Genomic DNA, 13,218 nt, shown 5'->3' with positions numbered 1-13,218 from the left:
CATCCCTCGGACTGAGATCCGTCGGGTGGGGGGCGCTACTTTATTTATAGATAGCACTCTATAGGCTGGAGCGGAATACGTATCTTTGTCCTACCAGTAATAGATCCAGCACAGACCTCGAAGAATGACAGAGCACTACGTCGTCTCCGCACGCAAATACCGCCCCGATACCTTCCGTAGTATCGTCGGGCAGGAGGCTATGGCCTCCACACTACGCACCGCTGTTCGCTCGGGCAAACTCTCCCATGCGTATCTCTTCTGTGGGCCCCGTGGGGTAGGGAAGACGACGGCAGCACGCGTCTTGGCGCGGACGATCAACTGCGAGAACCTCTCCGCCGAAGGTGAGGCTTGCGGGCAGTGCGAGAGCTGTAAGGCCTTCGAGGAGCAGCGCTCCTTCAATATCTTCGAGCTGGACGCTGCGTCGAACAACTCCGTAGAGGACATCCGTCAGCTCACCGAGCAGGTGCAGATGCCTCCTGCGCTTGGTCGCTACAAGGTCTATATCATCGACGAGGTGCATATGCTCTCGGCGGCGGCTTTCAATGCCTTCCTCAAGACCCTCGAGGAGCCCCCCTCGTACGCTATCTTCATCTTAGCGACGACGGAGAAGCACAAGATCCTCCCCACCATCCTCTCGCGCTGTCAGATCTATGACTTCAAGCGAATCACCGTGCAGGATATCACCCGCCACCTGCGCTATGTCGCCGATAGCGAGGGTATCGATGCCGAGGAGACGGCGCTCGGGCTCATCGCCGAGAAGGCCGATGGGGGGATGCGCGATGCGCTCTCGATGTTTGACCGTATCGCCAGCTTCGCCGGTGGACATATCACTTACCAGCATGCGCTGGAGAGTCTGAATGTCCTCGACTATACCTACTTCATCCGCATCTTCGAGCTCTTCCTGAGCGGGGACCATCGTAGTGTCCTGCTCCTCCTGGATGAGCTGATGGGGAAGGGCTTTGAGGGACAGACGATCCTCACGGGGCTATCGGCCTTCGTGCGTGACCTCCTTGTAGCCCAGCATCCCGACACGCTCCAGCTCTTGGAGAAGCCCGATGCCGTAGCTGCCTCCTATGCGACTATTGCCCAGCAGTGCATACCTGCCAGCCTCTTCGCTGCGCTCAAGACTCTGGTGCAGGCTGACCAGCAGTATCGAGGGGCAACGAATAAGCGCCTCTTAGTTGAGCTGAGCTTCCTCAGCATGGTCCCTCTCTTCAAGCGGGACTCCGACCTCAATCTCCCTGCTGCGCCAGCCCCTGCTGCACCTCCGACGGCTACACCACAGGTAGCTCCTCAGACCCCCCCTGCGACTACACCCCCAGCTTCTCCTGCACCCAAAGCGCAGACAGCTCCCGTAGCAGCTCCCGCACCGCAGGCCGCTCCCAATCCTGCCCCTGCGGCGATGACCCCTCCTCCCGCGGCAGCTGAACCGACACCAGCGCCTGCACCAGCAGCACCAGCAACTGCGGCATCTGCTACACCCCCTGCACCAGCTCCCCCCTCGTCCGCTCCTAAGCGCCTCTTCGGAGCACGCCGTCGTGCAGACGCTCCCAGCGAAGCCACTTCTACGGCTCCAGCTGAGGCTCCTGCCCCTATCGAGGATAAGGACTTCACGGAGGATGACCTCCAGCGAGCTTGGGTGCGCTTCGTCGAGCAGGAGCTGACGCCCTCGCAGATCCTCTACCGCAATATCCTGCGCCCCGAGCTACCGAAGCTCTTAGACGGCGTGCAGGCCGAGATCTCCCTCCCACCAGGTGAGGCTATCCATACCACGGTGATGGAGGTCTATCCTCAGCTCGTGGAGTTCCTCCGTACGACGCTGCAGAATCGGAAGTTCAACCTCGTCCTGCGTGAGAAGACCGTAGAGGAGCAGGCGAAGATCGTCCTCACCCAAGAGGATCGCTTCAATCAGCTCGCGGAGATCAACCCCGAGGTGCGCAAGCTCAAGGAAGCCCTTGGCCTACGCTTCTCCTAATCCCAGACCACATACATATACAATACGCATATCGCTATGAAGATCAAGAAGCACATCACCGCTCTTGCTACGGCAGCAGCCCTCTCAGCTACCCTGCCTGCTGTGGCTCAGCAGTCGCAGCACATGGCGCCCGAGACGATGCTTTCGCTCGCTCGTGTCGGTGCCTCCGCCCTCTCTCCCGACGGCAAGACGGTCGTCTACAGCGTGGGCTTCCCCAGTATCAAGGACAATAAGATCCGCACCGAGCTCTTCACCATCTCCTCCGATGGCAGTGCACGCCGCCAGATCACTCAGGGTGTCGCTGGCGTGCATGGCGCTCGCTGGATCCAGCAGGGCCGTCGTATCAGCTACATCTCCTCGGAGAGTGGCGCTCCTCAGGTCTGGACGATGGCTCCCGATGGTACGGACCGCCGTCAGGTGACCAATATCGAGGGCGGGCTCTCGGACTACCTCTTCTCACCCGATGAGAAGCAGCTGGCCTATATCAAGGAGATTTCCTTCGGGAAGAGCACTAAGGAGATTTACCCCGACCTGCCTAAGGCTACGGGTCGTATCGTCACCGATCTGATGTACAAGCATTGGGACGAATGGGTAGAGACGATCCCCCATATCTTCATCGCCCCCGTAGGAGGCGAAGCGATCACGGGCGGTAAGGACATCCTCGAAGGTGAGCCTTACGAAGCTCCTACGAAGCCCTTCGGCGGAGCTGAAGAGCTCTCCTGGAGCCCCGACGGTAAGACCTTAGCCTACTCCTCCCGCAAGAAGACGGGCATGGAGTACTCCCTCTCCACCAACACCGATATCTATCTCTACGACCTCGCCTCGGGTCAGACTCGCAATATCACCGAGGGGATGGGCGGCTATGATACCCACCCTCGCTTCTCACCCGATGGTAAGCGCATCAGCTGGATCAGCATGGAGCGTGACGGCTACGAAGCCGACCTCAAGCGTCTCTTCGTCCAGGATCTGAAGACGGGACAGAAGACCTTCCTCACCGAAGGCTTTGAGTACGATGTCGATGAGCTCCAGTGGTCGGCCAATAGCCAGAGCCTCTTCTTCCTCTCGACGAAGCACGCCGAAGCCCAGCTCTGGGAGATCGCGCTCAAGGGTCGTAAGATCCGCCAGATCACCACGGGTATGCATGACTACACCTCGCTGGATGTGCAGGGCGGTAAGATCCTTGCTGGCCGTCAGAGCTACATCGAGCCCACGGACCTCTACCTCGTAGACGTCAAGACGGGAGTAGCGAAGCAGCTCACAGCAGAGAATAAGTCCACACTCGACGGCCTCGCTCTTATCTCGGTAGAGAAGCGCTGGGTCAAGACGACCGACGGGGGCAACATGCTTGTCTGGGTCGTCCTCCCTCCGAACTTCGACAAGATGAAGAAGTACCCTGCGCTGCTCTTCTGCCAGGGTGGTCCACAGAGCCCCGTCAGTCAGTTCTTCTCTTACCGCTGGAATATGCGCCTCATGGCTGAGCAAGGCTATATCGTCATCGCTCCCAATCGCCACGGCGTCCCCAGCTTCGGTAAGGCGTGGAACGAGCAGATCAGCGGCGACTACTCGGGGCAGAATATCCAAGACTACCTCACCGCAGTCGATGAGCTGAAGAAGGAGCCTTGGGTCGACAGCGAGCGTCTCGGCTGTGTCGGTGCCAGCTACGGTGGCTACTCCGTCTTCTATCTGGCAGGCGTGCACCAGAAGCGCTTCAAGGCCTTCATCGCCCATGCAGGTATCTTCAACCTCGAGATGCAGTACATGACGACCGAGGAGATGTGGTTCGCCAACTGGGATATGGGCGGTGCTCCCTGGGAGAAGGACAATGCAGTCGCTCAGCGCACCTTCGCCAACTCCCCCCACAAGCTCGTAGGTAACTGGGATACGCCGATACTGGTCATCCACGGCGAGCGCGACTACCGCATCCTCGCAGGCCAAGGTATGGCGGCCTTCAATGCGGCTAAGCTCCGTGGCATCCCTGCCGAGCTCCTCATCTACCCCGATGAGAACCACTGGATCCTCCGCCCGCAGAACGCCCTGCTCTGGCAGCGTACCTTCTTCGGCTGGCTTGATAAGTACCTCAAGTAACCTCTATATGTCCGTGCGAAAGAACTGTTAGTCCCCTCTACAGTCCTTTCGCACGGCTTGCTTTCACCCCATCTCCCTCCCGAATAGGAAGCTCTTTTACTCACATCATTGATCCCCTAACTCTCTTTCTGGTAATGAAGACCGACATCGAAATCGCCCGCTCGATAGCCCTCGAGCCGATCGAAAAGATAGCTGCCAAGGTGGCTATCCCCACCGACCACCTGGAGCACTACGGCAAGTACCTCGCCAAGGTAGACCTCTCCGAGCTCCAAGCTGGTCATAAGCCTGGTAAGCTCATCCTCGTCACCGCCATCACCGCTACGAAGGCTGGTATCGGCAAGACGACGGTCTCTATCGGCCTCGCTCTCGGTATGAACCGCCTCGGTCATAAGGCGGTCGTCGCACTGCGTGAGCCCTCTCTTGGCCCTTGCTTCGGTATGAAGGGCGGTGCTGCTGGTGGTGGCTACGCTCAGGTCCTTCCTATGGAGAAGATCAACCTGCACTTCACCGGTGACTTCCACGCCATCACCTCGGCGCACAACATGATCACTGCGCTCCTGGACAACTACATCTACCAGAACCGCAATACGGACAAGGGTCTCAGCGAAGTCCTCTGGAAGCGTGTCCTCGACGTCAACGACCGTTCTCTGCGCTCCATCGTCACGGGCCTCGGTGGTCAGGTCAATGGTATCCCAGCCGAATCGGGCTTTGACATTACGCCTGCCTCGGAGATTATGGCGATCCTCTGTCTGTCGACTTCACTCGAAGACCTGCGTCGCCGTATCGAGAATATCCTCCTCGGCTATACGAAGCAGGGGGAGCCCTTTACCGTGCGTGACCTCGGTGTAGCGGGTGCGATCACCGTCCTCCTCCTCGACGCTATCAAGCCCAATCTGGCGCAGACGACCGAGCATACCCCTGCCTTCATCCACGGCGGCCCGTTTGCTAATATCGCCCACGGCTGCAACTCGATCCTCGCCACCCGCATGGCACTGGCGCACTCCGACTACACGATCACGGAGGCTGGCTTCGGTGCGGATCTCGGCGCAGAGAAGTTCTACAACATCAAGTGCCGCACGGCAGGCCTCCAGCCTGCGCTCACCGTCCTCGTGGCTACCCTCGGCGGGCTGAAGATGCACGGTGGTGTCGATGAGAAGGATCTCAAGACGCAGAATATCGAGGGCGTCCGCCATGGGCTGGCTAACCTTGACCGCCATATCAAGAACCTCAAGAGCTTCGGGCAGACGGTTGTCGTAGCCTTCAACCGCTTCGCTACCGATACGGAGGAAGAGATCGCACTGGTGCGTGAGCATTGCCACGCCGCTGGTGTGGGCTTCGCTGTCAATACGGCCTTCGGCGAAGGTGGTGCTGGTGCGGAAGAGCTCGCTCGCCTCGTCGTCGAGACCATCGAGCAGAAGCCCTCGCAGCCCCTGCAGTTCACCTATCCCCTCACCGCCTCTATCGAGGAGAAGGCTACGGCTATCGCTCAGCGCATCTACGGTGCACGCTCCATCCACTTCTCGGCAAAGGCACAGCGCCAGCTCGAGCGTATCGAGCGCCACGGCTGGTCGAAGTTCCCCGTCTGTATCGCCAAGACGCAGTACTCCTTCAGCGACGATCCCACGGCCTATGGTAGCGTGCGTGACTTCGACCTCGAGGTGCGCGACGTCGTCATCAACACGGGTGCTGAGATGATCGTCCTCGTCCTCGGCGCTCTGGTGCGTATGCCCGGTCTGCCCCGCGTCCCCCAAGCAGAAAAGATAGACTTCATCGATGGACACATCGAGGGTCTTAGCTAATAATACCTATATAACTCACTCACTACACTCAAATTCATGAACTACGATGTAGCTATCATCGGTGCTGGCCCTGGCGGTACCGACGCTGCAGAGCATGCAGCAGCCCACGGCCTCCGCGTCGTCATCTTCGAGAAAAATAAGCTCGGTGGTGTCTGTCTCAACGAAGGTTGCGTACCTACGAAGGCACTCCTGCACTCAGCCCATCTCCTCTCCGAAGCCCTCGATGGCAAGAAATATGGTCTTACGATCCCCGAAGCAGCCTTCGACCTCGGTAAGGTGATGGCGCGCAAGACGAAGATCCTCAAGAAGCTCGGTGCTGGTATCCGTATCGGTCTGCAGGGGCACGAGGTCGAGATCGTCACCGAAGAGGCTCGTCTCACGGGGCGCGGTGATGAGGGCTTCACCATCGCTGCAGGCGAGGCGACCTATACGGCGCGCCACGTCATCATCGCTACGGGCTCACGTGCCTTCATCCCACCCATCGATGGGCTGAGCGACGTGCCCTTCTGGACAGCTAAGGAAGCGCTCGAGGTCGAGGAGCTCCCACAGCGCCTCGTCGTCCTCGGTGGCGGGGTCATCGGTATGGAGTTCGTGTCCTTCTTCTCTACGCTCGGCGTGGAGGTCACGGTCGTCGAGATGCTGCCTAAGATCCTCGGGCCTATGGACGAAGAGCTCTCCACGGAGCTGCAGAAGGCCTTCGAGAAGCGCAAGGTGAAGTTCCACCTCTCCACGAAGGTCACTGCAGTGCGTGAGGGCAAGGTCATCGCTGAGCATGAGGGCGAGACGCTGGAGATCCCCTTCGACAAGCTGCTGGTCAGCGTCGGTCGTCGTGCTGTGACCGATGGTCTGGGACTGGAGACGGTCGGTGTCGAGCTCCAGCGTGGGGCTGTCGTCGTCGATGAGCACCTCCAGACCTCAGTACCTGGTATCTATGCCGTCGGTGATGTCAACGGTACGTCTATGCTCGCTCACACGGCTGCTCGCGAAGGGCAGGTCGCTGTACACCACATCACCGGCACGGAGGATGTGATGAGCTACCGCGCTATCCCTGGTATCGTCTATACCGATCCCGAGATCGCTGCTGTCGGTCAGACGGAGCAGGAGCTGCGTACGGCTGGCATCGACTATGAGGTGCATCGTGTGCCGATGACGCTCTCTGGTCGCTTCATCATCGAGAACGAGCAGGGCAATGGCTTCTGCAAGCTCCTCACGGACAAGGAGGGTGTCATCCTCGGTGCGCATCTCTTCGGTAATGGCTCTTCGGAGATCCTGGTGCCTGCGATCATGGCTGTCGAGCAGCGTATGAAGCTCTCTGAGCTGTCTCGCATCGTCTTCCCACATCCCACGGTCTGCGAGATCGTTCGCTCGGCTACCCTGCACTAAGGGAAGCTACTCCCCATAATAAGCCCGCCGGCTACGCTCCACGAAGGAGGGTAGCCGGCGGGCCTTTTTATACTGATATGTACGGGGGGCTTTGCTTTACACCGCTGTGAGGCGGAGGATCTGCAGGCCGTGGGGAGCGAGGCTCAGGCGAAGGGGAGCCAGCGTGGTGAGGCAGAGGAAGTCCACTGCGTCCGTGAGCTGGTCTGCGGCACGGAAGGCCGTGCCCTCGTTGATGCCCGTAGCGGCGAAGAATTCGGCGGGTAGGGGGAGGGCAATGTCAGCCTGCTCGCTGGAGAAGTTCGCCAGCACGAGGTAGAGCCCTTCCTCCGAAGCGCGGGCGAAGGCGAGGACACGCTCTCTGCCAGAGCCCTCGGCACGCAGGCCGTAGTAGCTCCCTCGGCTGATGATGGGGTCGGTGTAGCAGGAGGCGAGGCGCTGGTAGTCGCTGAGTAGGCGGGCCTCTTCGTCCGTTAGCTGGGCGGGGGTGTAATTACCTGCTTGCAGGCGCTGGAGCTTGTCAAGGCTCCAGTAGTCGAAGATCGTCGTGCGGCCATCACACCCGCTGAAGCCCTCGCTGTCCATACCCCGCTCGCCCAGCTCCTGACCGAAGTAGAGGAGTAGGGGATTGCCACCACTTAGGGCTGCGACAGCCGTAGCGAGGAAGCCCTGACGGGGTGAGGCGAAGACGAAGTCCGAGGCGAGGCGCTGCTCGTCGTGGTTCTCCGTGAAGTAGCACATCGCTGGTTGCTCGCCACCGACGGCATCACGCACACCAGTGAAGTCCGCTGCATCGCGTGTGCCCTTGCCGAGAGCGATGAGGAAGTCATAGACGCCGACCTTGTCATAGAGGTAGTCGAAGCCTGCATAGAGGTACTCGCCGTAGCGGTGGGGCTGGTAGATCTCTGCGAGGAAGAGCGTCTCGGGGTACTGCTCACGTACCGAGGGGATCGCCCAAGCCCAGAAAGCGGGCGGGACAAGCTCGGTCATATCACAGCGGAAGCCATCGACACCACGTGCAGCCCAGTAGCAGAGGATGTCACGCATCTTCACCCACGTGTCGGGGATGGGGTCGGCATGTAGGCCACTTCCCCCGCAGTAGTCCACCCCGTAGTTGAGCTTCACCGTCTCGTACCAGTCCGTGATGCTGGGGTAGGGGCTGAAGCAGTCGTTGCCCGTAGCGCGTGCGGGACACTCGGTGTATGGGGATGACTCTGTGGATAAGGGTAGGATAAGTGAGGTGTCGGGGAGGTAGTAGAAGTTGTTGCGCGGGGAGAACGCCAGCTGTACATCGTCCGTAGCACCGAGGTCTGCGACGCCCTCAGGGCACGCATCGGAGTGATAGGTGCGGGCGACGTGGTTGGGGATAAAGTCCATCAAGACCTGCAGCCCTGCCTGGTGGGTACGCTCGATGAGGGCATCCAGCTCTGCCTGTCGCGTGTGTGGATCTTCGGCGAGGTCGGGGTCGACGTCGTAGTAGTCCTTGACAGCGTAGGGCGAGCCAGCCTGCCCCTTCACCGTGTCGGGGTGGTCGGGACGGATGCCTTGGGCGCTGTAGTCGGTCTTCGTAGCGTGCTCCAGCAGACCGATATACCAGACGTGAGTTGCTCCGAGACTGCGGATATAGGCGAGGGCTTCGGGAGTGAAGTCACGGAGCTTCCCCGAGCCATTCGCGGAGAGTGTGCCATGGGGCTGACGGGTCGTATTCTTATTCCCCCAGAGTCGAGTGAGGGCGGAGTAGATGACGATCTTCTGCTGCATAGGTATGGGTAGGTGGTGGGGCTAAGGCTTTTTCGTGCCCTTCTTCTTTTTGACCAGCGGGGCGAGCTCAGCTTTCGCCAGCTCGTAGCCTATCTTCATCAGCTGCTCGGAAGCGCTGACCTCAAACATCCCGAACTTCATTACCTCGCTCGTCTCAAGGAGATAATCACAGGCTGCACAGTCAGGGGTGGTATTCTGGCGGAAGATTAGTTCCCATGCACGGTTAGCGATGTCCTTTATATTCATGGGGATTTCTGCGCTCTGCATAGGGTCGAGGTTCATACCGATGACCTCCTCGCAGTCCTCGCGGATGGCCGTGACAGGGAAGTTGCGGAAGAGCCCGCCGTCGACGTAGGTGTGACCGTCGATTTCTACAGGGCAGAAGAGGATGGGGATGCTTGATGAAGCTAAGATAATCTTCGCCAAGGGGCCCTCGGTGAAGACGTGTGGTTCTCCTCGGTTTAGGTCGGTGGCTACGATACGCATGGGGGTCGGTAGATCCTCCAGTTTGCGGTGGCGGAGGTTCTTCTTAAGCAACTGGAGGAATTTCGTCGTGCTGAAGATCCCGCCCCCCTTGGTGGTGAAGCTGGTCATCTGCATGAAGCCCGTCTGCGAGAGGAGCTCGTGGACCTCCTCAGGCGCATAGCCCGATGCGTAGAAGGCGCCCATAATGGAGCCAGCACTGGTGCCAGCGATGATCTCGGGGCGTAGGCCTACCTCATTGAGGTACTTCAAGACGCCGAGGTGGGCAAAGCCCTTGATGCTGCCGCCACTGAGGGCGAGCCCCAGCTGGTAGGGGCGGGTGGAGCGATTGTCTGCCATTGGCTGAGTCATTTATTGTCGCAAAGATACGCCATGCCCCGCATACCTGCCCCCTCCCATTTCCCGTACAGTAGCTTCTGTATCTATATCGGAGGGGTGGTGTGAACCTATATTGGTCGGTGGGTGGATCTATATAGGTCGTCGAGTGAAGCTATATAGGTCGCTGAATGAACCTATATAGGTCCACCCGCGGACCAATATAGGTCGCGAAAGCAATCAGTACTGGTCAGAACGGCAAGCAGTACTGGTCACCCATAGTAAGTAGTACTGGTCACGAAAGCAACCAGTACTGGTCAGAACGGCGACCAGTACTGGTCAAATTTCGTTGGCTGCGAGGTGCGTGGCGTGGTTACCTTGGGAGGCGCTGTGATAGAGGTGCTTGGGAGGGGTAAAGAAGGTGAGGTAAGCGGGGCGAAAAATGGAGGTGGGTGGTCGGTAAATCGCCTTCGCGGGCGGGCGCGCGAGCATCTAAAAAGGCCTTTGTCTACGGGAAAAAAGGAAAAGTGGGGGCTATTATGAAGAAATTTTAAGATCTTTGTACCGCAAATCCATAGGTTCTATTATACCCAAACAAGCAATATGATTAAGAGTGCACTCCAGCAGGCTCGTAGTAAGTACAGCCCCAAGCTCCCTAAGGCACTGGAAGGTGGCGTGAAGACCGTCTTCGGTGCAGCTACGCAGAGCGTCAGCGATCAGGAAGCTATCGCCAAGCTTTTCCCTAACACATACGGTCTCCCCAAGCTCACCTTCGAAGCTTCGAGCGAGGCTACTTCTGGCACGCCCATCAATGGCGGTGTCATCCTCTCTGGCGGTCAGGCTCCTGGTGGGCACAACGTCATCGCAGGCCTCTTCGACGGTCTGAAGAAGATCCATCCCGATAGCCGTCTCTATGGCTTCCTCATGGGGCCTGACGGTCTCGTACAGCACAACTACATCGAGCTGACGGCCGACATCATCGACGAGTACCGCAATACCGGCGGCTTCGACATCATCGGCTCTGGCCGTACGAAGCTCGAGGAAACGGCTCAGTTCGACAAGGGTCTCGAGATCCTCAAGAAGCTCGACATCCGTGCGCTGGTCATCATCGGTGGTGACGACTCCAACACCAACGCTGCAGTCCTCGCTGAATACTACAAGAGCATCGGCGCTCCCGTCCAGGTCATTGGCTGCCCCAAGACCATCGACGGTGACCTGAAGAACGAGCAGATCGAGACCTCCTTCGGCTTCGACACCGCTACGAAGGTCTACGCCGAAGTCATCGGTAACATCCAGCGCGACTGTAACTCTGCCCGCAAGTACTGGCACTTCATCAAGCTCATGGGCCGCTCTGCTTCGCACATCGCCCTTGAGTGCGCCCTGCAGGTACAGCCCAACGTCGCTATCATCAGCGAAGAAGTAGAGGCTAAGAACCAGACCCTCGACGACGTAGTCACCTACATCGCTGAGGTCGTAGCCGCTCGCGCTGCTAAGGGTGAGAACTTCGGTACGGTCCTGATCCCCGAAGGTCTTATCGAATTTATCCCTGCCTTCAAGGCGCTCATCGCTGAGCTCAACGACTACCTCGCACACCACGAGGCAGAGTTCCGCGCTGTCCCCGCTGACGAGCAGCGTGCCTATATCGCTGAGCACCTCAGCGCTGCTAACTCAGCTCTCTATGCCAGCCTGCCCGCTACGGTAGCTCGCCAGCTGACGCTCGACCGTGACCCCCACGGCAACGTCCAGGTGTCGCTCATCGAGACGGAAAAGCTCCTGGCTGAGATGGTCGCTACCAAGCTCGCTGCTTGGAAGGAAGAAGGTCGCTTCACGGGTAAGTTCGCTTCCCTCACGCACTTCTTCGGCTACGAAGGCCGCTGTGCTATGCCCTCGAACTTCGATGCTGACTACTGCTACGCCCTCGGTCGTACGGCTGCTTGCCTCATTGCCTCAGGTGTGACGGGCTACATGAGCTCTGTACAGAACCTCACGGCTCCCGCTACTGAGTGGATCGCTGGTGGTATCCCCACGACGATGATGATGAATATGGAGCGTCGTCACGGCGAAATGAAGCCTGTGATCCAGAAGGCTCTCGTAGACCTTCAGGGCAAGCCCTTCGCTTACTTCGTAGCTAACCGCGCTGAGTGGGCTAAGGATACGTGCTTCATCTACCCTGGGCCCATCCAGTTCTACGGTGATCCCGAGCTCTGCGACCAGCCCTCACGTACGCTCGCTCTCGAGCAGGGTAAGTAAGCCCTGAGGCTCGTACCTCTATACAAGGCGTGCCCGCATCGACCCCACGAGGTCGGTGCGGGCACGCTCGCTTTATTTATAGAGTGCTGTGGAGTAGTCTTTTTGTTGCCGTAGATAATATTACGTACCTTTACCTACGTTATAATTACGATATATCAACCCACAAACAACTAAAAGACTCATGCAAGAAAAAGGTATCTTCGAGTACTTCAAGGAAGGTGTAACTCTTAAGTACATGGATTTCAATGGCCGTGCACGCCGCCGTGAATATTGGAGCTATGCACTCTGCGCCTTCGTCATTGGCTTTGTAGCTGGTCTCATTGATGGCCTCATCGGTCTGCACAGCGTCCTTTCCCTTATTGTAAGCCTTGCTCTCCTCCTCCCTGGTCTCGCAATCGCTGTACGTCGTCTCCATGACCTGGGTAAGGACTGGAAGTACCTCCTTATTGCTCTTATCCCCTTCGGTGCTTTCTACCTGATCTATCTCTTCGTTCAGGAAGGCGAGCCCGGTGACAACGCCTACGGCCCCAATCCTAAGAGCCTCTAAGTAGGACACAGACCTCTCCACGAACATACACACAAAACGACAGCGAGGCCGCGATCATCTGATGATCGCGGCCTCACTTCTATACTTCATTATGCCTTCTCTGCTATGACCTTTGTAGCGGTCGATAATATCTGTACCTTTGTGCACGTTCCAATCATATTCATCAACCCGCAAATAACTAAAAGACTCATGCAAGAAAAAGGTCTCTTCGAGTACTTCACGGATTGTATCACGCTCAAGCTTGCTGATTTCGATGGTCGTGCACGCCGTCGTGAATACTGGGGGTATGTACTCTTCTACAGTATCATTGCCTTTGTATTTATCTTCATCGATATTCTCCTCGACCTCGGCCTGATCTTACCGAAAATCGTATCCCTTATTTTCGCCCTCCCCAGTCTTGCTGTGAGTGTGCGGCGTCTCCATGATGTCGGTAAGCCCGGGTATTATATCCTCGCTGGGCTTATCCCTATCCTCGGTGCTTTTTACCTGCTCTTCCTCTTTATAGAAGACAGCGAGCCTGAGGAAAATGCCTATGGCCCCAATCCTAAGAGCCTCTAAGTAGGACACAGACTTCTCCACGAACGTACACACAAAACGACAGCGAGGCCGCGATCATCTGATGA

9 protein-coding genes are annotated in these 13,218 nt (G+C 58.2%); 7 read left to right on the top strand and 2 right to left on the bottom strand.

Annotated elements, in window-relative coordinates; genetic code table 11:
- The first annotated feature begins 124 nt into the window (after nt 1-124).
- The 4 genes from IEX77_RS08315 (at nt 125) to lpdA (ending at nt 7,242) form a co-directional block, all read left to right on the top strand.
- Entirely contained in the window at nt 125-1,975 is a 1,851-nt protein-coding gene (locus IEX77_RS08315) for a DNA polymerase III subunit gamma/tau (RefSeq protein ID WP_188808516.1), read from the top strand.
- Nucleotides 1,976-2,011: 36 nt separating this feature from the next.
- The gene (gene dpp5, locus IEX77_RS08310; protein WP_188808515.1) at nt 2,012-4,060 is read left to right on the top strand and encodes a dipeptidyl-peptidase Dpp5; all 2,049 of its coding nucleotides are present in this window, start codon (nt 2,012-2,014) and stop codon (nt 4,058-4,060) included.
- A gap of 134 nt (nt 4,061-4,194) precedes the next feature.
- Nucleotides 4,195-5,859 carry a formate--tetrahydrofolate ligase gene (locus tag IEX77_RS08305; RefSeq protein WP_188808514.1) on the top strand — a complete coding sequence of 555 codons (1,665 nt, stop codon included), beginning with the start codon at nt 4,195-4,197 and terminating at the stop codon, nt 5,857-5,859.
- A 36-nt stretch (nt 5,860-5,895) separates the two neighbouring features.
- Nucleotides 5,896-7,242: a dihydrolipoyl dehydrogenase gene (gene lpdA / locus IEX77_RS08300; protein WP_188808513.1), complete on the top strand. Its 1,347-nt coding sequence runs from the start codon at nt 5,896-5,898 to the stop codon at nt 7,240-7,242.
- A 96-nt stretch (nt 7,243-7,338) separates the two neighbouring features.
- On the opposite strand, the gene IEX77_RS08295 is transcribed toward lpdA, so the two are convergent.
- Both IEX77_RS08295 and IEX77_RS08290 read right to left on the bottom strand, forming a co-directional pair.
- The gene (locus tag IEX77_RS08295) at nt 7,339-9,000 is read right to left on the bottom strand and encodes an alpha-amylase family protein (RefSeq protein WP_188808512.1); all 1,662 of its coding nucleotides are present in this window, start codon (nt 8,998-9,000) and stop codon (nt 7,339-7,341) included.
- Nucleotides 9,001-9,021: 21 nt separating this feature from the next.
- Nucleotides 9,022-9,822, bottom strand: coding sequence for a patatin-like phospholipase family protein (locus IEX77_RS08290; protein ID WP_188808511.1), 801 nt, complete (start codon nt 9,820-9,822; stop codon nt 9,022-9,024).
- A 579-nt stretch (nt 9,823-10,401) separates the two neighbouring features.
- Here IEX77_RS08290 and IEX77_RS08285 point away from each other — a divergent pair.
- From IEX77_RS08285 to IEX77_RS08275, 3 genes are all read left to right on the top strand, one after another.
- Nucleotides 10,402-12,048, top strand: a complete 1,647-nt coding sequence (locus tag IEX77_RS08285; protein WP_188808510.1) for a diphosphate--fructose-6-phosphate 1-phosphotransferase — start codon at nt 10,402-10,404, stop codon at nt 12,046-12,048.
- A gap of 181 nt (nt 12,049-12,229) precedes the next feature.
- Nucleotides 12,230-12,595: a DUF805 domain-containing protein gene (locus tag IEX77_RS08280; protein WP_188808509.1), complete on the top strand. Its 366-nt coding sequence runs from the start codon at nt 12,230-12,232 to the stop codon at nt 12,593-12,595.
- A 189-nt stretch (nt 12,596-12,784) separates the two neighbouring features.
- Entirely contained in the window at nt 12,785-13,153 is a 369-nt protein-coding gene (locus IEX77_RS08275; protein ID WP_188808508.1) for a DUF805 domain-containing protein, read from the top strand.
- Nucleotides 13,154-13,218 lie beyond the last annotated feature (65 nt).

Source organism: Porphyromonas pasteri (assembly GCF_014647755.1).
Lineage (GTDB): Bacteria > Bacteroidota > Bacteroidia > Bacteroidales > Porphyromonadaceae > Porphyromonas > Porphyromonas pasteri.
This window is presented reverse-complemented; position numbering and strand designations above follow the sequence as displayed.

What these genes read in the sequence shown, in the direction of transcription:
- IEX77_RS08315 (WP_188808516.1), top strand. Translation starts at nt 125, where the DNA reads ATGACAGAGCACTACGTCGTCTCCGCACGCAAATACCGCCCCGATACC.
- dpp5 (WP_188808515.1), top strand. Translation starts at nt 2,012, where the DNA reads ATGAAGATCAAGAAGCACATCACCGCTCTTGCTACGGCAGCAGCCCTC.
- IEX77_RS08305 (WP_188808514.1), top strand. Translation starts at nt 4,195, where the DNA reads ATGAAGACCGACATCGAAATCGCCCGCTCGATAGCCCTCGAGCCGATC.
- lpdA (WP_188808513.1), top strand. Translation starts at nt 5,896, where the DNA reads ATGAACTACGATGTAGCTATCATCGGTGCTGGCCCTGGCGGTACCGAC.
- IEX77_RS08295 (WP_188808512.1), bottom strand. Translation starts at nt 9,000, where the DNA reads ATGCAGCAGAAGATCGTCATCTACTCCGCCCTCACTCGACTCTGGGGG.
- IEX77_RS08290 (WP_188808511.1), bottom strand. Translation starts at nt 9,822, where the DNA reads ATGGCAGACAATCGCTCCACCCGCCCCTACCAGCTGGGGCTCGCCCTC.
- IEX77_RS08285 (WP_188808510.1), top strand. Translation starts at nt 10,402, where the DNA reads ATGATTAAGAGTGCACTCCAGCAGGCTCGTAGTAAGTACAGCCCCAAG.
- IEX77_RS08280 (WP_188808509.1), top strand. Translation starts at nt 12,230, where the DNA reads ATGCAAGAAAAAGGTATCTTCGAGTACTTCAAGGAAGGTGTAACTCTT.
- IEX77_RS08275 (WP_188808508.1), top strand. Translation starts at nt 12,785, where the DNA reads ATGCAAGAAAAAGGTCTCTTCGAGTACTTCACGGATTGTATCACGCTC.